This window comes from Aequorivita antarctica, assembly GCF_007997155.1.
Lineage (GTDB): Bacteria > Bacteroidota > Bacteroidia > Flavobacteriales > Flavobacteriaceae > Aequorivita > Aequorivita antarctica.
Window position 1 is genome coordinate 49,781 of record NZ_VORT01000003.1, and the last position, 20,797, is coordinate 70,577.

Annotated in this window: 16 protein-coding genes; 9 read left to right on the forward strand and 7 right to left on the reverse strand. The window is 37.5% G+C overall.

Going from position 1 to position 20,797, the window contains the following annotated elements; all coding sequences use genetic code 11:
• Window positions 1-160 precede the first annotated feature (160 nt).
• The gene (locus ESU54_RS04840) at window positions 161-2,044 is read right to left on the reverse strand and encodes a putative porin (RefSeq protein ID WP_111843572.1); all 1,884 of its coding nucleotides are present in this window, start codon (window positions 2,042-2,044) and stop codon (window positions 161-163) included.
• 131 nt (window positions 2,045-2,175) lie between these two features.
• Between ESU54_RS04840 and ESU54_RS04845 the strand changes: the two genes are divergently transcribed.
• The 6 genes from ESU54_RS04845 to ESU54_RS04865 all read left to right on the forward strand — a co-directional run bounded on the left by ESU54_RS04845 (window position 2,176) and on the right by ESU54_RS04865 (window position 9,748).
• Window positions 2,176-2,775, forward strand: coding sequence for a ribonuclease HII (locus tag ESU54_RS04845; RefSeq protein WP_111843571.1), 600 nt, complete (start codon window positions 2,176-2,178; stop codon window positions 2,773-2,775).
• Between the two features lie 136 nt (window positions 2,776-2,911).
• A complete protein-coding gene (locus ESU54_RS04850) occupies window positions 2,912-5,368 on the forward strand; it encodes a 6-phosphogluconolactonase (RefSeq protein WP_111843570.1) in 2,457 nt (818 codons plus the stop codon).
• A gap of 84 nt (window positions 5,369-5,452) precedes the next feature.
• Entirely contained in the window at window positions 5,453-8,389 is a 2,937-nt protein-coding gene (locus tag ESU54_RS04855; RefSeq protein ID WP_111843569.1) for a hybrid sensor histidine kinase/response regulator transcription factor, read from the forward strand.
• Between the two features lie 123 nt (window positions 8,390-8,512).
• Entirely contained in the window at window positions 8,513-8,662 is a 150-nt protein-coding gene (locus ESU54_RS17785; protein WP_170253259.1) for a hypothetical protein, read from the forward strand.
• 19 nt (window positions 8,663-8,681) lie between these two features.
• On the forward strand, window positions 8,682-9,002 hold the full coding sequence (locus ESU54_RS04860) for a hypothetical protein (protein ID WP_111843568.1): 321 nt from the start codon (window positions 8,682-8,684) through the stop codon (window positions 9,000-9,002).
• Window positions 9,003-9,061: 59 nt separating this feature from the next.
• Window positions 9,062-9,748 carry a TapB family protein gene (locus tag ESU54_RS04865; protein WP_111843567.1) on the forward strand — a complete coding sequence of 229 codons (687 nt, stop codon included), beginning with the start codon at window positions 9,062-9,064 and terminating at the stop codon, window positions 9,746-9,748.
• An 83-nt stretch (window positions 9,749-9,831) separates the two neighbouring features.
• Here ESU54_RS04865 and ESU54_RS04870 read toward each other — a convergent pair whose 3' ends face one another.
• Window positions 9,832-12,996 carry a choice-of-anchor B family protein gene (locus ESU54_RS04870; protein ID WP_111843566.1) on the reverse strand — a complete coding sequence of 1,055 codons (3,165 nt, stop codon included), beginning with the start codon at window positions 12,994-12,996 and terminating at the stop codon, window positions 9,832-9,834.
• Window positions 12,997-13,402: 406 nt separating this feature from the next.
• On the opposite strand from ESU54_RS04870, the gene ESU54_RS04875 reads away from it, so the two are divergent.
• Genes ESU54_RS04875 through hemL form a run of 3 tightly spaced genes read left to right on the forward strand, consistent with a single transcriptional unit; the run spans window position 13,403 to window position 16,476 of the window.
• Window positions 13,403-14,290, forward strand: a complete 888-nt coding sequence (locus ESU54_RS04875; protein WP_111843631.1) for a 1-aminocyclopropane-1-carboxylate deaminase/D-cysteine desulfhydrase — start codon at window positions 13,403-13,405, stop codon at window positions 14,288-14,290.
• Between the two features lies 1 nt (window position 14,291).
• A complete protein-coding gene (locus tag ESU54_RS04880; protein WP_111843565.1) occupies window positions 14,292-15,128 on the forward strand; it encodes a glucosaminidase domain-containing protein in 837 nt (278 codons plus the stop codon).
• A gap of 52 nt (window positions 15,129-15,180) precedes the next feature.
• Window positions 15,181-16,476 carry a glutamate-1-semialdehyde 2,1-aminomutase gene (gene hemL, locus ESU54_RS04885; protein ID WP_111843564.1) on the forward strand — a complete coding sequence of 432 codons (1,296 nt, stop codon included), beginning with the start codon at window positions 15,181-15,183 and terminating at the stop codon, window positions 16,474-16,476.
• Window positions 16,477-16,574: 98 nt separating this feature from the next.
• Here the strand turns inward: hemL and ESU54_RS04890 are convergent, their stop codons facing one another.
• The 5 genes from ESU54_RS04890 to ESU54_RS04910 form a co-directional block, all read right to left on the reverse strand.
• Entirely contained in the window at window positions 16,575-16,922 is a 348-nt protein-coding gene (locus ESU54_RS04890) for a hypothetical protein (RefSeq protein ID WP_111843563.1), read from the reverse strand.
• Between the two features lie 87 nt (window positions 16,923-17,009).
• Entirely contained in the window at window positions 17,010-17,438 is a 429-nt protein-coding gene (locus ESU54_RS04895) for a hypothetical protein (RefSeq protein WP_111843562.1), read from the reverse strand.
• Window positions 17,439-17,768: 330 nt separating this feature from the next.
• A complete protein-coding gene (locus ESU54_RS04900) occupies window positions 17,769-19,895 on the reverse strand; it encodes a T9SS type A sorting domain-containing protein (protein ID WP_146743969.1) in 2,127 nt (708 codons plus the stop codon).
• Window positions 19,896-20,083: 188 nt separating this feature from the next.
• Window positions 20,084-20,368, reverse strand: coding sequence for an addiction module antidote protein (locus tag ESU54_RS04905; protein ID WP_111843560.1), 285 nt, complete (start codon window positions 20,366-20,368; stop codon window positions 20,084-20,086).
• A 5-nt stretch (window positions 20,369-20,373) separates the two neighbouring features.
• The gene (locus ESU54_RS04910; protein WP_111843559.1) at window positions 20,374-20,673 is read right to left on the reverse strand and encodes a type II toxin-antitoxin system RelE/ParE family toxin; all 300 of its coding nucleotides are present in this window, start codon (window positions 20,671-20,673) and stop codon (window positions 20,374-20,376) included.
• Window positions 20,674-20,797: the final 124 nt, after the last annotated feature.

Genomic DNA, 20,797 nt, shown 5'->3' on the forward strand with positions numbered 1-20,797 from the left:
GTCTCCCCGAGCACAGTCGAAGGGTCATCATTAAATATAAAATTAGAATTATAAACCCGTCCAAAGTGGCGGGTTTTTTATAATAAAATTTTATTTAAATTATCAAGCATATGTGGCTGAGTAATCCCGATTTTATTTCGGGACCGTATCGAAGCCCTATTTACAGGAAGAAATTCCAAACCAAACCAAACCGCAAAACATTATCACGATACGGATAGCCGGGAGCTGCAAAGTGTTCGTTCTTTCCACCAAAGATGGAAGTGAAATTTTCATAAACGAAGAAAATACGCGTCTGCCGTATTTTCGCATTAAAGAAAATATCTACCAACGGAAAACCGCCCAATTCCTGATCGTTTTGCACATAAAATTCCGCCAGCACTGGATCGTAGGCGTTCATATTATATTGGGTGAAGTATTTAAGCGTAACCCCTGTTTGCATAAAAAGCGCACGCTTAAACCAATGGTCTTGATAGTAGAGTGAATTACGTGTAATAATTTGTGGCACATTAAAAACACTTTCGCCGCTCAAAACTTGTTGGTACATCAGTGTATTTTCTAAAGCAAAAACCCCAAACGTAAATTCTTTTTCAGCTTTAATTTTTAGATAATCCACTCGCTCTGAAGCCTGCAATGGCGAAGGCGTACTGTCATTAGCCTTTATTCCAAAGTATGCATAATCATCAATCCCTGTGTAACTTACAGAAGCATTTCCGAATTTTTTGGTGTTAATTTCGAACTTTAGCTCTTGTGTTTTTACATTGTTCAGCTCGGTTTTCCAATTGTAGTTTTGATAATCGCTCTGATACAACAGAAAGTTGAAATTAGGCGCCACTGAATGAACTGTAATGGATGCTTTCGCATTGTATTCTTCATTCAAATCATAAGAAGCTGCCCCTTGAATATAGTTTCCATCAAAATCGCCAGCAATGTTAATTGCACCTTTTCCAGAAAGTTTAAAACCACGGTATTCCTTTTCATACCCCGCTCCAGCTTCAATTATATTTCCTTTAATTCTATTTGGAATCCGTTCTTCATCTAGTATTAAAACCGAATTGTAGCCATAGTTTAAATCGGTATAACCTGCCCAAGCCGTAATTTTTCCGATGAGGGAATTGTTGAAATCTGCATACGCTTTCGCGTTGAAATCTTCCAGCTTTGTTTTTGTTTCTAGGTTTGATGTTTCGTATGACGGACCAAAAGACGTGTATGGTTTGCTTTGGTTATACTTGAAAAATTTATCTTCATAACTCAAAACATTTCCAATAGTCAACACCGAATATCCCGTGCTGTCGCGCTGGCTGAGCAGTTCATAATAATGGTCGCCATAAAAACGCAGTCCTTCCAACTTGTTCTCGGCATCTTCAAATTTTACGTCCAACCTGCCGCGGTCGCTAAATTCGGGGTCGTCATTTATAAAAAGTTGAAGAGAATTATCGGTCAAGCCACCATTCTCTTGGTTATAAATATCTTGAGCTGCCACATGGACACGGGCAACATAGCGTTTGTTTTTGGTGTGGTAATTTGATGTGAAAAGAAAATTTCCCGTACTCGTTAAAATATGCTGGTATTTTCCGAGCGAGCGAACGCCCTTATAACCAATGGAAAAATTGAACTGCGGCGAAGTATTCACCGTAAAAAAAGCATCCATTTGCTGTCCTTGTGCGTAAGCTGTTTTAAAATAAAGCTCCGTCAAAGGCGTAGGCACGTTGAAATAATTCACATCCGCTATTTCTTTGTAATTGAAATGGTGCGACTGTGCCACAAACAGTGGTTTCAGGTTCAACCTATCAAAAGAATAAGCAAGCGAATTGTAGGTCTGTCCAACGTTTGAAAACTGAAGCAGCTCAAAATTGTCCTTTCTTAAATAATTAAACTTGTAATTTTTCTTGATAGAAAGCGTCGTGTCAACAAAAGTAGTGTCGCGGTCCGCAGAAATAATTTTATAATAATCTATCGGAGGTTTTTCTTTCTTTTTTGAAGGGTTCTGTGAAAACACCGTTGCCGAAGCGATCAAAATAAAAAGTAGCAAAAGTGTTTTTTTCATCCTTGGAAAAACTTTTGGACAAAGGTATATTTTTTTTGGTTTAAAGAGTGATTGAGTTATTAGGTTATTGAGTTGCTAAATACATTTATCTATCCTTTCTCATTAACTGAATAACTTAGTAACTTTGCTACATGCTGAAACTAAAATTAAACCCCAATCTCCTAGAATGTGGCACAGACGAAGCAGGCCGAGGCTGCTTAGCCGGACCTGTTACCGCTGCCGCAGTGATTCTTCCCGATGATTTTCAGCATCCTTTTTTAACGGACAGTAAACAACTTTCAGAAAAAAAAAGACTGGAACTAAAAGATATTATCGAGCGTGAAGCCATTTGTTTTAAAGTTATACACGTTATGATGGACGAAATTGACAAAATAAACATTCTAAATGCTTCTATTTTGGGAATGCATCGTGCCATTGAAAGTCTTTCCTGTGCTCCCGAATTCATTGCCATTGATGGCAACCGTTTTAAGCCCTTCGGAAAAACGCCTTTTGAATGTGTTGTGAAAGGCGATGGAAAATTTCTGCATATTGCCGCAGCTTCAATTTTGGCAAAAACCTATCGCGATGAATATATGACCACTCTTCACGAAGATTTTCCACAATACAACTGGAAACAGAACAAAGGCTATCCTACCAAAGAGCACCGTGAAGCCATTCGTACCCACGGAGCAACAATTTTTCATAGGAAAAGCTTCAAATTGCTTCCGGAACAAATAAAATTGGATGTTTAGATAGTTGGAATATCTATAATAGTTCCTCTCCCTTTTTCAGGGGGAGGTGCCGAAGGCGGAGGGGACTGTTGAAAACCCGTCAATAAACTATTCCAACTATACATAAAACATAACTTTTCCTTGCTATTTTTGTGTTATGGGAAAATTTCAAGGAAAACTATTTACACTTTTACTTTTCATTCCAATTATTTTGGGAATTTTTGGAAGTTGTGACAAAACTCCCCCAAAAACGGGAACTCTGATGGATTTTGTTCCCGAAAACGCTTCTGTGGTTTTTAAGATTTCAAATTTTGAAAACTTGCAGGCAGATATTGAAAACAATTCGCTGCTTTCCAAATTTGGAAAAACGTCGCCTTATTCTTTTTTTTCTGAAAAAGCGGTCTTGTTAAAAAACTTACACCCCACAACTCAAAGTCTTTTTTGCATAAACGAAGTGAATGATTCCGTGTCGGCATATACCTTTATTTCAAAACAGACAAAGAATCTTTTCCAGACAGATTCCCTTAAAAACAGAATCATTGAGACTTTAACGTTGGACGGCCAATCGCTGCAGCGCATTACCATTGACAAAGAAATTGCCTATACTGCCATCATAGACAGTGTGTTTGTAGTTTCTTCTTCACAACAGCTACTGCAGGATATTTTAAAAAGAAAAACCGAACGGGACGAAACCTTCAAAAAAGTTTTTAATCTGCCGTCTTCAAACGGATTTACAGCCTTAGTCCGTGGAAGTAAAGTTACATTAAACGATTCTACTAAAGTGAATTTCACTTCGTGGAGTGCGCTGGATATTGCAATTGCTCCAGAATCTTTCATAGCTACCGGAATCACTTTGGCCACGGACAGTATTCCACAGCTTTTGAATGTTTTTGAAGATCAAGTTCCTCAGCAGAACGATGTTTCGGCTTTGGTGCCAACAGATGCCCTAGGCGCAGTGAGTTTTACGTTTAATGATGCCGAAAGATTTCAAAAAAACCTTCGAAATTTCCGTGGAGAAAAAGAGACTTTACAAACCACAGGAATATTCGGTTCCGTTAGTGAAGTTGGCTCTATTAAGCTTAAAACCGAAACCGCAATTTTTATAAAAAGCATTGATGCTTCTTTAACGAGCGATGTTTTGGCACGCTATGTTTCTGCGAAGAGTGAATTTCGTGAGATTAAAATTAGCAGTTTCAGCGAACCACAATTATTCCGACAAACGTTTTCGCCTTTTATAAATTCCGAAAAGGCAAACTATGTTTTCCAAGTGGATAATTTCTTTGTTTTTACGGAAAGTGAAATCACCGCGCAACAAATTATAAGTGATTTTCAAAATAACAATACCTTGAAAAACACTTCCTATTTTGAAAATACTGCGCCAGATTTGAGCACGGCTTCTTCGCTATTGATCTTCAAGATGAAAGGAGATTTTTCAGAAGTTATTTCAGGATTCTTCAATTCAAAAAGCAAGTCGGAGATTAAAAATATTGCGTTTGATGAATTTCCATTGGCTGCGCTTCAGTTTAGTTATGACAGGAATTTTGCGCACCTAACCTTAAGTTGCAAAGAAGGGGGCGGAACAGCGAAAAGTATTTCGGGCACGGTTACTGAAAAGTTTAGTTTAAAGCTTGAAAGTGCTGTACTAGGAACCCCTCAGCTAATTGAAGGACATAAAGAAAGTGGCAATGTTGTAGCACAGGACATGGGCAACAAACTCTATTTTATTTCGGATAGCGGAAAAATTCTTTGGACCAAAAAACTCGGGGCAGCCATTTTGGGCAAAATTGAAGAAGTTGAAATTTCGGGCAGTAAACACATCGCCTTTGCCACAAAAGATGCATTCCATATTTTAGACCGAAACGGAAAAGATGCTAAAGGGTTTCCTATAAAATTTAAAGACAATGTAACTCAGCCACTTTCGGTTTTTGATTACGATAACAACCGCAATTATCGGTTTGTAATTGTACAAGGAAAAGAAATGTTGCTATATGACAAAAACGGCAAGACGGTAAAAGGTTTCAGTTTTAACAAAGCGAAAAGCAATATCGCGCAATCGTCCGTTCATATTAGGATGGGCAATAAAGACTACATCGTGGTTGCCGAAGAAAGTGGAATGCTAAACATTTTAAGCCGCGTGGGGAAATCGCGAATTTCGATCTCAAATAACTTCAATTTTTCTGAAATACCCATTGCAGAGGAAGACAACACTTTTGTAGTAATTACGAAAGAAAATACCAAGGAGCGAATTACACAAGATGGAAAAGTTTCATCACAAAAACTGGATGTGGGCAGCAACTATTGGTTTACTATTTTAGGGAATACAAAAGTGACCTTGGACGACAACAAGCTTCGAATAAATGGAAAACTTGTTGAACTTCCGCTGGGGTTATACACCAGACCACAACTCTTCAACGTGAGTCGAAATAGCTACATTACCATTACTGAAACCCAAGAAAAAAAGGTCTATGTTTTTGATAAAGACGGCTCTATTTTGAACGGTTTTCCGGTTTATGGAACTTCTGCTGCGACAATGGGCGAGAGCAATGGAAAAAACGCCAAAAGCATTGTAGTAAAAGGCGATGCTGATATTATAATTCTTTATTCAAGCAGTTAATTTATAAATACATAGAGTTTGAAAATGGGTTGTTGAAGTATTTTTAGTTAATTTTAATACGCAAACCAAACTTTTTAAATCTCTATGAGAGCATTCCTCTCTATATTTCTAATGCTAATAGCAACGATAGCTTTTAGCCAAAATGCTTCGCAGGACAAAAAACCTACGCTCACAGATTCCATTGTCCTTTACAATTACAGAACTAAAGTTTCAAAAACCATAAACGCGAATCCAGATAGTGCTTTATTTTATATAAAAAAACTCAGAAGATTCAGTACCGAAAAAAAATATTTAAGCAGCCTGATCGATGCTGATTATCTAAACGCCCACTATTTCCGAAGAATTCAGAAGCCAGATTCTGCTATATTTTACTTCAAAAAACAAATTACTGCATCAAAAGAAATAGGTTATTTCAGAGGCATTGCACAAGGTTATAATGGGCTTTGCCGAACGTATTATTTAATTGGTGAAGTAGAAAATTCAATAGAGGCGGGAAATAAAGCCGTTGAATACTCACGAAAATTTGACGATTTAGGAAGTATAATTTTAGCCGACACCCAAAACGCTTTGGCTATTGCCTATTCGCGTCAAAACAAAATGGAAGACGCCATTACGCATTTACTTTTTGTAGATTCCATACATAAAAAAGAGCCCATACGCGAAGATATCATTGCGGCAGCATATCAAAGCCTGGGAAACATTTATCTTGAACTTAAAGACTACGATGCTGCTGAAAAATACTATATAAAGGCCAACAAGGAATTTGAAAAAATTCCAGGCGCGGGCACATTCTATTTCAACACCACCAATGTTTTGTTAGGGCAAGTTTATTACCACAAAGGCAAACTTGAAAAAGCAGATGGATTGCTTTCAAAAACACTTCTTTTTTATGAAAAAATAAAGGAAGGAAGAACCGTTGCAGAAATAAACAACTATTTAGGTTTAATAAATCTTGAAAAAGGAAATCTTGAAAAAGCGGAAGCATATTTTCAAAGCGCACTGAATTTTCATAGGAAAAACGATTATAACCTAGAAGCTGCAAAATCTGCATTGCAACTTGGGAAGCTAAATATTCAAAAAGGAAAAGCCGCAGATGCTATTAATTTCCTCGAAAATACAATAGCATATAATCGCGAAATAAAAAATGGAACCATAAACCAAAAAGCACATTCATTGCTTGCCGAGGCATATGCCGTTCAAGGAAATTATAAAGCGGCTTATGACAATTCAAAAATTGCAAAAAATATAAACGATTCCATACAGCAAGCCCAGAGTGCTGAAAAAATCAAGGAATTAGAAGGCATATACCAAACCGAGAGCAGGGATAAAGAAATAGCACTGCTTACAACCCAAAACCAGCTTGCCGAACAACAAAAAACCAACCAACGGAATATTTTAACGGCCATTGTTTTTTTGGTAAGCATTGGCGGTATTTTTCTATTCTTTCAATTGAGAAACCGAAAGAAGACAACCAAAAAATTACAGGAACTCGATCTTGCAAAAAGCACATTTTTTGCAAACATATCTCACGAGTTCCGCACCCCGCTTACATTAATAAATGGTCCCATTGAAGACCAACTTGCCTCAAAAAATATTTCCGTAGTAGAAACAAAAAATTTAAAATCGGCACTTAGGAACACCCAACGCCTAAAAGATTTGGTCGATCAACTTTTGGCATTGGCAAAATTGGAAAGTGGAAATTTAAAATTAAATATCCAAGCTGCCAATATGCCTAATTTTTTAATAGCACATGCCGAGGCATTCCTATTTAGCTGTAGTGAAAAAAACATACAATTTTCTGTTGATGTTCATAATGATGATGATGAAGATTGGTTCGATCAGGAAATTTTGGAAAAAACACTTTATAATTTAATGGGTAATGCCATAAAATATACTCCAGAAAACGGTAATATAACATTAAACGGAAAAAGGCTTGGCAATAAATTTGAAATTTCAGTTGCCAATACCGGCAATTACATTCCGCCGGAGCAACAACAGAAAATATTTCAACGCTTTTATCAAACCAGTGCCAAAAATCCTGGAGCTGGAATTGGTTTGGCACTAACAAAAGATTTAGTTGAAATCCACAAAGGGACAATTTCATTGAAAAGTGAAGAAAGCGGCATCACTGAATTCAAAGTAATCTTGCCTGTCAACAGAGATGAATTTGAAGAAACACAAATTTTTTCCGAAAACACCAAAATTGAATATTCAGAAACAATTTCTATCCCCGATAAATTAGTTGAAAAAGAATTTGTCTTGCCTGAGGATGCCCCCGTTATTTTAGTAATTGACGATAACAAAGATATTCGTGATTATGTAAGCTCAATTTTTGAAACAACTTTTGTAGTCCACACCGCAAGCAATGGTAAAGAAGCCTTTGCAATTGCTATTGAAGTTATTCCAGACATTGTTATTAGTGATGTGATGATGCCAGAAGAAGATGGTTTTACACTTACAAAACACCTAAAAGAGCACCAGCTTACCTCCCATATTCCTATTATTCTGCTCACTGCCAAAACCCAGGTTACTTCAAAACTTGAGGCTATGGGCATTGGTGCCGATGCATATGTTACAAAACCTTTTAACAGCCAATTGCTAAAAGCAACAGTGGATAACCTCATTGAAACCCGAAGAAAGCTACAACAACGCTTTGCACAGGAAGTAATTTTGATGCCAAAAGATATTTCGGTTTCTTCCGCTGATGAACAATTTTTGGAACGACTTCAAAAAGTATTGGACAAAAACATTACTAATCCTGGCTTTACTATAGAAAACTTTAGCAGCGAAATGAGCGTGAGCAGAATGCAACTCCACAGAAAATTGAAAGCGTTAACAGGACAATATACTTCTGAATTTTTGCGAACGCAAAGGCTTAGGTTAGCAGTGAAATTATTACGGGAGAATAAAATTTCCATTTCAGAAGTGGGATATACCGTAGGCTTCAACGATGCTTCCTATTTCACCAAATGCTTCAAACAGGAGTTTGGCAGCTCTCCTTCGGAATATCTTTCGAAATAAGAATCCATACCCACTTAAAAGGACTTTAAATACAGCCTTGTTACATCTGTTATAGTTTTGGTTACAATATTCACAGCCATATTTCCATCTTCATTCTATTTTTACCTCATCTTTTCCCCAATTATGAAAAAAACAAAACAATATTCAGGTAACCTGGGGATTGTACCGGGAAAACAGATTTATTTGAACATCAATAATCTAGCAAATGGGATATATACATTAAAAATAATGCTCAACAATAAAGTGATAAAAGAAATAACCTTTAAAAAATAAACCTTAATAATAAAACAGTATGAAAACAATTTTAACAATCCTATGTATTGGTATCACCAGTTTTTGCAATGCGCAATTTTTGGACAAATTAGGCGATAGAGCCGCAGATGCCGTTGAGCGTACCGTGGAAAGACGCGTTGAAAAAGAAACCACAAAAAGCACCGACCGCGTTCTGGATACTATTGTAGACGCACCCAAAAAGGAAAAAAAGGAAAAGAAAAAAAGTAAAAAGAAATCTTCTGGTAAAAATATAATTGGCGGCGATCCGGTGGATGATAATTCAAATGCTTCAAGCACACAAAATAGTGATGCGACCAAAAGATCCGAAGACGAAGGCTAAAAAATTTATACGTTTTAGCCTAATTTTTAAAATAATTATTTATAAAAAACCAATTACCCATGAAAACATTGCTCAATACCTTCGCTTTACTTTTTATTAGCTACATCGGAATTTCACAGAATGATTGCAACAAATTCTATCCGCTTAACGAAGGAACTAAATTTCAAATTACGGTTTATGACAATAAAGAAAAACCATCCGCAATCATAGATTATGACGTTGTGAACGTAAGAAAATCTGGGGGCGATAAAATTGGGACAATCAATTCTAAGATGACCGATGGAAAAGGAAAAGAAATTACCAACACTTCTTTTGACGTCAGTTGTAATGGCGAAGTGGTTTCCATAGATTTTAAATCACTGATCAATCCACAGATTTTTGAACAATTTGGCAATATGGATTATGAAATAACGGGAACAAACATGGAGTGGCCTAATAATCTTTCCGTCGGACAAAAATTGCCAGATGCAACGATGGATATGAAGATAAGCATGAGTGGCATCAATATGAATATGACGGTAGAAATTACAGACCGAAAGGTAATTGGCAAAGAAACCATTACATCGCCAGCAGGAAGTTTCAATTGTTTTGTTATAACCTATAGCACAAATATGAAAATGGGCATTAGCCAGCGCACAACCTCAAAACAATGGGTTACCGAAAAAGTAGGCGCTGTAAAATCTGAAAATTATGACAAAAACGGTAAAGTTACCGGGAGTAGCTTGCTCACTAAATTTGAAGAATAGTTCTATTTGAAAAAAAGCATAAAAAAACCGCCAAATTTTTTTGGCGGTTTTTTAAGGTTAAGTGGATAATTGATTGTGGGGATTTATTGTTTGATAATCTGTTTTGTAACGGAGCCCATATCTGTACTTATTTTCACAAAATAAACAGCACTTTGCAATGTGCTAACATCTACTTGATAATGAGTATTGCTTGAGAAATCTATGTTCTTAAGCCTTCTTCCGCTTATATCAAAAATTTCCAAAGTACTTATTTTGGCTTTTGGCGACACAATGTTCAGTAAATTACTTGTTGGGTTTGGAAACACAGAAACTCTATCTAACGCACTTGCATCATCTCCCAAAACTTCATTACTTCTAAACTGTAATGTAAAACGGCTATTATACGTTCCTTTTTCTGCTTTGAAAGTGTAGCTCTGTTGCGATAAATTGGTTGTTATATTGTGTTCATTATCTATTAAAAATACGGTAACATCATCAAAAGTAGGACCTTGAAGTTCCTTAATGGAAATGGTGTATTCAAGGTTTTCGTCCAGCAAACTGGAGAAACCCATAAGAACTTTTGCACCATCCTCAAAAATTTCACGGCTCTGGATACCCAATTCTTTACTTCCATCTTCAAAATGTGTGTAAAGCGAAAGTACCGTTGCTAGTCTTCGACTGTCATAACCTTGATCCATTCCTGCTGTAGTCAATGGAGAAAAGCCAATAAGTGTATTGTTCTGCATTTGGTACTGATCGTTTTTCAATTGCACCCAAATTCTATTGTTTCCATCATCAAAAGGACGGGTAGCCGTGTTGTTGTGTCCAGTTACTCTCATAGCGTTTGAAAAAGTAGCAACACCAGCGGCAGTTGCCTTAATTCCAAATCCTTGTCCTGTGGAAATATATCCGCTTGGATCCGTTTGAGTTGGATCTGAAGGTGCAGGTGTACCACCCAGAAGATTGTACATGGAAATATCTTCCATACTGAAATTCATAGTGTATGCGCCAGGCAATAATGGACTCGGCGGCGTGTTCGGATTCCAAAAATAAACCTCGTCAACCATAGAATTAGCGTTAATAAAGTCTACAGCGCTGATGGCTGATGGATATGGGTTCGCCAAAACATTGGGACTTGCGTTTCTGTTATCGTCGGACGTTGGCCCGGGCGTGTTGTATTTTACTGTGAAATCAATATCTCCAGTATTTAGAGTCCCTTGTTCAAAGATCATATCATACGTTTTGTTGCCATCATTTCCATTCATCTGCGGCCGTGCAATATATCCTTCGCCAGGGTTTACGGTTCCTGTGAAATTAACCCAGTTGTTATAGTTGTCATCGGCAAAGTTTTCAGCACCTGGAAACTGTGCGGCAACAACTGGATTTGGCAAAAAGTTTTCGGTAAGATGGTTTAGGAACATATAGGAATCACCAAATGCACCGTTACGGGTTTCTGTTGTCATTGGACTTCCCGTTACCACAAATACTCTTGGCACCATAAAAGGGGTGGTGTAGTTTACATTTATTGTTCCGTTGTTGGTTACTACCGCGTTATCTTCAGATTGAACTACGCTTCCCGTATGTTCCACGATAAGATCTCCATTTACTGTAATGTCTTTTGTTACATTAAGATAATCCTCAGCCGCAACTGTAAGTGTTTTGGCTGCATCAATTTCACAACTACAGGCATCAATACTCCCTTTGGCAGCCGTATTATAATTGCTGCTTATTTTTGCATTTGAACCAAGTCCGGGAGCGCCGTTGCTCCAATTACTACCAGAATAAGTTGTTGTTGCAGCTGCAACGGTAACTGTAGCTGTACAAGACGCTTTGTTTGCGTAATCATCTTCAACAGTAAGAGTTACATTAAAAGTTTGTCCTACATCTTTACATGTAAACGTTGTTTGCCCTGTTAGGGTTCTTTTGGTTATCCCAAAATTATCTGTAGAGCCATTGTCAATATCTGTAGCGAGTATGGTAATACTCCCTGTATTTTTGTCTAAAGTAGCAGTGTAGTTTTGGCAGTTGGCAACTGGAGCCACATTATCAAAAAATGGATCTTTTACAATAATGAGTCCTTCATCTAAATCACTTACTATAATATTCCCACTTTTAAAGAAAGGATACACATTCCAAGCCCCATAAAAAGAAGCTATATCTGTACTCGGATGTGTGTCAAAATGGTTTATTTCAGTCATTGAAGGTACAGTGTTATACAGATTATCCACTTTCAAAACTCTCATGCCTGCATTGTAGTTTGCCAAATAAAAACGATTCCCTACAACGTAACCATTATGGTCAATGGCTGCTGTGGGACCTTCGTATGTATAATGTAAAAAAGGATTATCCAGGTCAGTTAAATCAAAGACAAAAGTACGGGTGCCCCCTCCAATGTTTTCTTCATCTACTTCGTCACCAGCAATAAAAAACTTTTTATCCTCAGTAAACCAACCCTGATGGGTATAGAACATATTTGCATAGGTTACAGAAGAAATAAGTACTGGACTGTTTTTATTGGTAACGTCTATGATATTAACTTTTTTGTTTCCACCAAAAGCTCCCACCAATATTTCATGCCCTTGATAATCTGGATCTGGACCGTCATACAGTACAACTTCGGCATCATGACAATAGCCCCAAGTTGACATGTTCCCTACCACTGTTGGGTTTGTAGGGTTACTATTTAAGTCTAAAATTCTAGGGCCTCCACTATTTCTGTTTGAGCCTAATAAATATAAGTAACCCGTGTCTTCATTAATAATTACATTATGGGTAGTAGAAACGCCAGTATATAATCCATCGGTTGTAAATGTTCTCATACTTCCACCAATAGGACTTGTAGAGAGATTCCTAAGTCTTGTAAGATCAAAAATTTGAACTCCAAAACCCGAACTTTCACTTACCATATAGGCATAATTATTATATACCTTTACGTCATGCCACCAACTCGTTCTACCAGCAGTAGAGTTTAATTTTCCCAAAAATCGTGGACTGGTCGGGGTTGAAATATCCACAAATGCGAGACCATCATTTAATGTTACTAATGCATACTCTTTATTATCTAACGGATCTGTCCAGCCCCATGAATCCTGAGCTTCCATTGGGTTGCTTCCAGTATATGCTTTCCCGCCTAAGTTGGCAATACTTATATGTCCTTGCAGTGTAAGTCCATCACAAGGAAAACCATTCGCCATTCCACCAACACATGGGGTTTGCGAAAAAATAAATGGGGCACTAAGCATTAAAAAGAATTGTAATAATCGTTTCATAAATGTAGGTTTTGGGTATAACTAACTAAGAAAAAGTTGGATGAGTTGAGATTATTCGGTCATATAAATAAATTCTACATAAGGTAGGAACACAATTGACCAAGAAGAGAGTGGCGGCAATAGCTGGCCACAACATAAGTAGGTTCATTTTCATAATCTGGGTTGTTGAAAATATGGTACAATAATAAAACATAATTCCGATAAAGTGCAAGTTTTTTGGATGAAAAGTTAAAATTTTTAAGAAACAACGCTCTAATTATCAGTCATTTCTTACAAAAGAAAGCTTTTACATTATAAATTTAAAGAAATACTGTATGGGAATACCACAAAATTCTTAGAGACAACTGGTTTCATTAATTATATTTGCCTCATGCAACCTATCTTGACCCATTCCAATATCCCTTTAATGAAAATAGACCTTTCTAAACATGGAATTACGGGCTATTCTTTGGTTTTAAAACGAGAAGATTTATTACATCCTTTTGTTTCTGGCAATAAATTCAGAAAATTGAAGTATAATATTCTTGCGGCCAAAGAACAGAAACACAATACACTGCTCACATTCGGCGGGGCTTTTTCAAACCATATAGCTGCGGTAGCAGCTGCCGGTAAAGAATGGGGGTTTAAAACCATCGGCATCATACGCGGTGAGGAACTTGAACGTAAAATATCGGAAAATACAACACTTTCTTTTGCTGAAGAATGCGGAATGCAGTTGCATTTTATTTCGCGTGAACATTATAGACATAAAGACGAAACTAAATTTCTCAATAATTTAAAAAATCAATATGAAGATTTTTATCTTTTACCCGAAGGCGGCACCAACGCACTGGCAGTAAAAGGATGCGAAGAAATTTTGGGAGAAATAAACGACTCTTTTGATTATATCTGTGTTCCCATAGGCACAGGCGGCACCATGGCCGGCTTGGTAAAAGCATCAAATATAAACCAACAAGTTTTAGGGTTTTCAGCTTTAAAAGGAACCTTTCAAGCTTCTGAAATTGAAAAATATACTTCCAAAACCAATTTTGAAATCACAGATAAGTATTGTTTTGGTGGGTATGGCAAAATAGATATTGATTTGATACGTTTCATAAATGAGTTTAAAGAAAAGACCAACATTCCACTAGATCCGATCTATACCGGAAAAATGATGTATGGCATCATGGATCTACTAAAAAAGGGGTATTTCAAAGAAAATAGCCGTATTTTTGCAGTCCATACTGGAGGCCTGCAAGGCATTGCCGGAATGAATCAAAAATTAAAAAAGAAAAATCTACCTATAATTGAATAAAATGATTGGCAGAATAGTTACCCTTCTACTTATATGTATAATTTGTTTTAGCAGTTGCAAATCGAAAAAAACGGCTGTCAAACACCGAAAAAAGCACAATACCGAAAGGGTTGTCAAGGTTAGGCAACCTATAGAAGAAAAAAACACAAAGGCAGAAGAACCTGAGGTTGTAGTAGTACCCGTAAACATTCCTTACAGTGAGCGCGTAGCCAATTATATTAAGGAATACAGCGATATTGCAAAAGAAGAAATGCTTCAGTACGGAATTCCCGCCAGTATTACTCTTGCCCAAGGAATACTAGAAAGCGGCGCTGGAGCAGGCGAACTCACTATGAAGGCCAACAATCACTTCGGAATTAAATGTCATACTGGCTGGGAAGGTGATAGTGTATATCACGATGATGATGAACGCGGGGAATGTTTCAGAAAATACAAAGATCCAAAATACTCTTACAGAGATCATTCGTTGTTTTTAACCCAACGAAGCCGCTACCAAGATTTGTTCAAACTTCGGAAGGACGATTACAAAGGTTGGGCAAAAGGCCTGCGAAAAGCAGGTTACGCCACAGACCCCAAATATCCCGATAAACTTATTGGTATTATTGAACGCTATAATCTAGAGGCATATGACAATGAGGTTTTGGGCAAAAAAGTGAACTACACAAAGTCCGATGATTCAAAAATAAGTACCTATACAGTGCAACCGGGCGACACGCTTTACAACATTTCAAGACGTTTTAATCTTACAGTCGAAACCTTAAAAGAATACAATGGATTAAAGAACAATGATTTAGCTATCGGCCAAATGCTTTATCTGCATGCTGTGAAAAATCAGTAGTAAAAGTCTTCAATGTTCAGTGTTCAAAATTAATAAATCCTCGAATCCAATTATGAATTATCAAAGAAGTAGTGCGCTTTTCTCAGAAGCCCAAAAAGTTATTCCCGGCGGCGTCAACTCGCCTGTTCGCGCTTTTAAAGCCGTTGGCGGCACGCCTATTTTTGTTGAAGAGGCAAAAGGGGCTTACCTCTATGATGTTGATGGCAACAAGCTGATTGATTATATTAATTCCTGGGGGCCAATGATTCTTGGCCATGCACACCAAACTGTGGTTAATGCCGTTGTTGAAAAAGCACAAAAAGGAACTTCCTTCGGGATGCCCACCGAAATTGAAACCGAAATCGCTGCGCTCGCAGTGGCTATGGTTCCGAATATTGACAAAATCCGTTTTGTAAACAGTGGAACCGAAGCTTGTATGAGTGCCGTTCGCTTGGCGAGAGGTTTTACCGGAAAGGATAAAATCATAAAATTCGCAGGTTGTTATCACGGACATAGCGATTCTTTCTTAATTCAAGCAGGAAGTGGTGCCGTTACTTTCGGAACCCCTAACAGCCCAGGCGTTACCGAAGGAACTGCAAAAGACACGCTTTTGGCAAACTACAACGATCTAAAAAATGTGGAAGAAGTAATTGCCGCAAACAAAAACGAAATAGCTTGCATCATCCTGGAACCCGTTGCAGGAAATATGGGCTGCATCCCTCCTGTTAATGGTTTTTTGAAAGGCTTGCGAAAGCTCTGTAACGACAACAACATACTTCTAATTTTTGACGAAGTAATGACCGGTTTCAGGCTTGCCGCTGGGGGGGCTCAGGAATTATATGGTGTAAAAGCTGATATTGTAACCTTCGGAAAAGTGATAGGCGGTGGACTTCCTGTTGGTGCATTTGCAGCTAAAGCAGAAATAATGGATTATTTGGCGCCCATTGGCCCGGTTTACCAAGCGGGGACTTTAAGCGGAAATCCATTGGCGATGGCAGCTGGGCTGGCAATGTTGAAAGAGTTGAATGAAAACAAAGAAATTTTCAATTCAATAAATAAAAAAACAGCATACCTCCATAAAGGTTTGAATGAAGCGCTTACTTCAGCAAATGTGAAATTTACAATCAACAGAATTGGGTCTATGATTTCGGTACATTTCTCTGAAAAACCCGTTACCGACTTTGCATCTGCTGCCGAAGCTAACAACGAAAATTTTAAAATATTCTTCCACGGATTGCTGAATGAGGGCATTTATATTGCGCCCAGTGCTTTTGAAACTTGGTTTATTTGTGATGCGCTGAGTTATGAAGATTTGGATGCAACGATTGCTGCTTGTGGGAACGTAGCGAAGACCTTAAATAGGGGTTAAAACCACAGAGGCACAGAGAGCGCAGAGCTAATTTCATTTTATAAAAAAAGACCCTTTCTAAGTTTAGAAAGGGTCTCGATTTCAAATATAATTAATCACTAATTATTCGTTTTGAGCCATTTGGCATACTGGTCTGCTGTCAAGGTTTTTTTCATTGATTCCTTTAACTGATCGTCCAATTTTTTCTTTTCGGCAACAACTGAAGCATCTTTAGCGTCTTTTCCATCCACATTTTTTTGATAGCCAACTTCTTTGGCTACAAGAGCTCTAAATACAGCGCGACCTTGGTCACCGTTTAGACCCAATGTTTCAGTAAGGTTTGCAGTTTCAGTTTTTGCAATCACTTCTGGTCTGCTTTTATCTTGTGACAACTGTTGTGCAGAGCTTGTTTGAACGCCCATAAACATGGTTGCCGCAAATGCAAATACTGTTAGTCTGTTTTTCATTGTTTTAAGTTTTAAAGTTACTAATGTAACTATTTTGTATATAACTAAAACAATAACCGCACCAAAAGTGTGAATTTTAAGAATATTTTAATGCTGGCCTTTTCTTTCGGACTTTCCTTTAGCCTTTCTTTTATCGTGTCTCTGGGTTTGTTTAAGCTCCCATTTAGTCATTTGTTCTTCCGTAAGAATTTCTTTTAGCTCCTTCTTCATCGAAATACGACGGTCCAGCATAGCGCTTTTGGCTTCATACTTTTGGGCATCAGTCATTTCTTTCCTGTTTTCAGGACGTTCGGGTTTATTATTTTCCGATTTTAGGATAAGTTGCTTCACTTTTTGCTGTTGGGAAGCATTAAGATCTAGAGCCAATGTCATTTCTTTCATCTTTAAATCTGCTCTTTGTTCTGGGGTGAGATTTGCTTTCATCTCTTTGCGGTTTTCTTTTCTTTCAGAATTCTTGTTCTGCGCATTTACTGCGAAAGTGGCCAAGGCCATAAAGATTATCAATACTTTTTTCATAATATTTTGTTTTTAAATGTTCAACATAACTATGACATTGAAAACCTGATTAGGTTTAATTTCCTAAAAATATTTTGCTGTAAGCAAAAAGATCTTCAAAACGTATTCTTTACTAACTGTAAGGGTTGGTTGCCTAAATAGCGGTTTTTTGATTTTGTAAAATGTGATAGATTTAACTTACTAAATATTGAATACCACCGCTCATATTTCTGGCAGGGATGCCAGACCCCTTATGCCAAAAAGGAGGAAAAATGTGGGAGGTGGTGTATTTAAAACAAAAAGGAACCGTTTTACAACGGTTCCTTTTCAATATAAACATAGTTTCTATAATTATTTCACCACAAAACGCAATACATTGTTATGGTCTTCAAATTTCAACACATACACGCCTAAAGTAAGATCAGAAATATTGATACTACTATTACTGGCATCAACGGTTTGTTGTTTTACTTTTTGACCAAGTATATTATAAATGGCAACATTGTATTCTTCAGTTAAGTTTGATAACGAAATAGCTTCATCTGCCGGGTTTGGATAGATGGAAACACTTAGCAAAGCTTCGTTTTCATTTATTCCTACAGTTACACAAGGATCTGGTGCTGTTCCAGCATTTGGAACGTTTAGGTTACAAGCCCCATCTGCTGAAAAAGTAGCGGTAATGTTAATTGGCCCACCATCTGATGGCATTTGTACGCCCACAAAAGTGTGTGGCGAAGTTAGGCCTCCCACAGGAACTGAAGCGGTTCCATCACCTGATAGGTCTAAGCTTCCAGTTGCTGGTGGGTTAACAAAGGTTATGGTAACATCTGCTGTAAAGAAGTCGTCACTGCCATCGCTAGGCGTGCCATTATCATTACACGGAGAGATGTTTGTAGTATTTATAGCTGTAATATCACAAGCGTTAGGATCGCAAATATATACAGGCAATGTATATCCTCTTGCTTCAAACCTGTCAGTGAAAGCATCTATTTCGGCACAACTGTAGCCCATATCAATAGCTGCTTGTCTTACTGCAATTGCTGCGTTTTGTTGGTTAGTGCCACTATTGGTCATCCCAAGGCCTTCCCAAACTGCTGCGTCCATTTTTTCTCTTCCAATGATTTCCCAAATTTCAAGAAGTACTGAAGCCCAGATTTGTCCGTCTGTATGGATAGAGCCAGTAAGCCCTCCAGGATACATTGCGCCATAATTGGTAACTCGACCTCCCCAAAATGGGTTGTGTCCGTCCCAGCCAAAAACCCAGAAATATTGTGTGTCTGAACTGTCCCAAAAGCCCGTGCTTCTTTTATAGGAATTTGCCCAATAGTCACCAGTTCCTTCACTTAAACCATTTACTTGGCTAAGATTTCCGTTGGTGATAAAGTCGTGAAGTCCGTGGCCCAATTCATGGAGCACAACGTCCATATCTTCAGCGTCATCTACACCACCTTCTCCAAACTGGAGACTTCCGTTACTGTAAAAAGAGTTATCAGCACCATTGGCACCGTGCGGATCGTAGCGAACCACTCCGCCATTGTAGATTGAAACCAAAGGAATTCCTAAATCATCATTGATGTAACGGAAACTTTTATCAATATGGTGATAGCAGTTTGCAGCTTCAAAACCCTGCTCGTCACGCGTAAAACTAAAATCTGGTGAATTTTGGATAAATAAACCAGTGGAAGGCGAGCCCAATTCTGCTATTTCCGTATAAGGGCCTCTTAGTCTGTAATTGGTCCCGTCAAATTCAATATCCAAAAGATTAACTGCTGTTCTTGCAGCATCAAGTTCGGCATTGGTTTGGTCATTATTATCCACATAATTTCCGCCATAAGTACTTCCCGTTTTTGTAAGTGGGTCCGGGTCAAAAACCATTGCTGTGCCTGTAGCCAGTACTGAAGGTCTGATTGGGTTTTTTATGTCTTTTGGATTGTGTTCTCCATCTTTTTTGTGGTAGATGGCAATATCTTTGGTGCTCAACACAGCTCCTGTTTTTGCATCAACGATGGTTTCCCAGTTTCCCATGCGGAATTCAGACATTGTAGTTACTCTATATACCAGTTTGCTACTGCCTAATTTATTATACACATAAAGTTTTATGTCTTTCTGCGAAATATATCCCTCAATATTTAAAGCCGATTTAGCTGCGTTCAATGCAGCATTTTCAGAGATTGATGGGTTGGTGTCTATGGTTTCCACAGCGCTGTCAAAAGTACTAGCGTGGTAAGTAACTTGGTTGTTATTGGAAACGTGAACCGCAACCGAAGAATCAAAAACTTCCACTCCATTAACGGTGTGATAGAAACGAAATGTTTCACCGGAAGGACCAGAATGACTGTTCAGCATGGCGAAACTTTGATTTGTTTTGTTGACGGGCATATTGCTGTCCATCCATGTTTGCGCAACACTTTCCTTGTTTTGGGCAAAGAAAAGCTGCGTAAAACATAATAATAGCGAAGTGAATAATAGTCTTTTCATAAAAAAAATTAAGTTTAGAATTTGTGAATAGGTTTCCAAATGTAATATTAATGGATTATAATTCAAAGAATTCCGCCCAAAGTAATTTGAATAATTTATGGAATATCAAAATTAAACCCCATAAAAAAAGGAAACCACACTGCTGTAGTTTCCTTTTTAAGTTCGTTTATAGATGTCCAATTAAATTTTCAGACGGACATTGGATTTACTTGAATTTGTCCTCCAATTGCTTTTAAAACTTTCATTATTGTAGCAAATTGAGGTTTGGCTCCATCAGATAATGCTTTGTATAAACTCGGTCTACTCAATCCTGTTTCTTCCGCTATTTTTGTCATTCCTATAGCTTTGGCAATATGACCGATTGCACTAATTATATCTGCGTTATTTCCTTCTTCTAATACAGTATTGAGATATTCAGCAATCATTTCTTTGTTATCTAAATAATCTGCTATGTCAAATTTTGAAGTTACCATATTTTCTATTTCTTTAATTTTTCTAAGATTTCTTTTGCTTTCGTAATGTCTTTTTGTTGCGTAGATTTATTTCCTCCAATTAGAAGTAAAATAATTTTTCCGTCTTTTTCTTTGAAGTAAACTCTGTATCCTTTTGCGTAATTCACTCGTAACTCAATTATTCCGTTTCCAACAGCCTTACAATCACCAAAATGTCCGTCATTTTCAATTTTCTGAATTCTAAACAAGATTTTTGCCTTGGCTTTTAAGTCTTTTAACTTCCTAAGCCATTTATCAAATTCAGTTGTTTTCTCAATGAAAAACATAAAATCTGTATCTACTTGGATACAAATTTACATTATTTTTTTGAATTATTATAATTGAGATTACGTTTTCTAGCATATGGTTTGATGCACCACAACAAGGTGAGATTCTCATAAAAAAAGGAAA

What these genes read in the sequence shown, in the direction of transcription:
- ESU54_RS04840 (WP_111843572.1), bottom strand. Translation starts at nt 2,044, where the DNA reads ATGAAAAAAACACTTTTGCTACTTTTTATTTTGATCGCTTCGGCAACG.
- ESU54_RS04845 (WP_111843571.1), top strand. Translation starts at nt 2,176, where the DNA reads ATGCTGAAACTAAAATTAAACCCCAATCTCCTAGAATGTGGCACAGAC.
- ESU54_RS04850 (WP_111843570.1), top strand. Translation starts at nt 2,912, where the DNA reads ATGGGAAAATTTCAAGGAAAACTATTTACACTTTTACTTTTCATTCCA.
- ESU54_RS04855 (WP_111843569.1), top strand. Translation starts at nt 5,453, where the DNA reads ATGAGAGCATTCCTCTCTATATTTCTAATGCTAATAGCAACGATAGCT.
- ESU54_RS17785 (WP_170253259.1), top strand. Translation starts at nt 8,513, where the DNA reads ATGAAAAAAACAAAACAATATTCAGGTAACCTGGGGATTGTACCGGGA.
- ESU54_RS04860 (WP_111843568.1), top strand. Translation starts at nt 8,682, where the DNA reads ATGAAAACAATTTTAACAATCCTATGTATTGGTATCACCAGTTTTTGC.
- ESU54_RS04865 (WP_111843567.1), top strand. Translation starts at nt 9,062, where the DNA reads ATGAAAACATTGCTCAATACCTTCGCTTTACTTTTTATTAGCTACATC.
- ESU54_RS04870 (WP_111843566.1), bottom strand. Translation starts at nt 12,996, where the DNA reads ATGAAACGATTATTACAATTCTTTTTAATGCTTAGTGCCCCATTTATT.
- ESU54_RS04875 (WP_111843631.1), top strand. Translation starts at nt 13,403, where the DNA reads ATGAAAATAGACCTTTCTAAACATGGAATTACGGGCTATTCTTTGGTT.
- ESU54_RS04880 (WP_111843565.1), top strand. Translation starts at nt 14,292, where the DNA reads ATGATTGGCAGAATAGTTACCCTTCTACTTATATGTATAATTTGTTTT.
- hemL (WP_111843564.1), top strand. Translation starts at nt 15,181, where the DNA reads ATGAATTATCAAAGAAGTAGTGCGCTTTTCTCAGAAGCCCAAAAAGTT.
- ESU54_RS04890 (WP_111843563.1), bottom strand. Translation starts at nt 16,922, where the DNA reads ATGAAAAACAGACTAACAGTATTTGCATTTGCGGCAACCATGTTTATG.
- ESU54_RS04895 (WP_111843562.1), bottom strand. Translation starts at nt 17,438, where the DNA reads ATGAAAAAAGTATTGATAATCTTTATGGCCTTGGCCACTTTCGCAGTA.
- ESU54_RS04900 (WP_146743969.1), bottom strand. Translation starts at nt 19,895, where the DNA reads ATGAAAAGACTATTATTCACTTCGCTATTATTATGTTTTACGCAGCTT.
- ESU54_RS04905 (WP_111843560.1), bottom strand. Translation starts at nt 20,368, where the DNA reads ATGGTAACTTCAAAATTTGACATAGCAGATTATTTAGATAACAAAGAA.
- ESU54_RS04910 (WP_111843559.1), bottom strand. Translation starts at nt 20,673, where the DNA reads ATGTTTTTCATTGAGAAAACAACTGAATTTGATAAATGGCTTAGGAAG.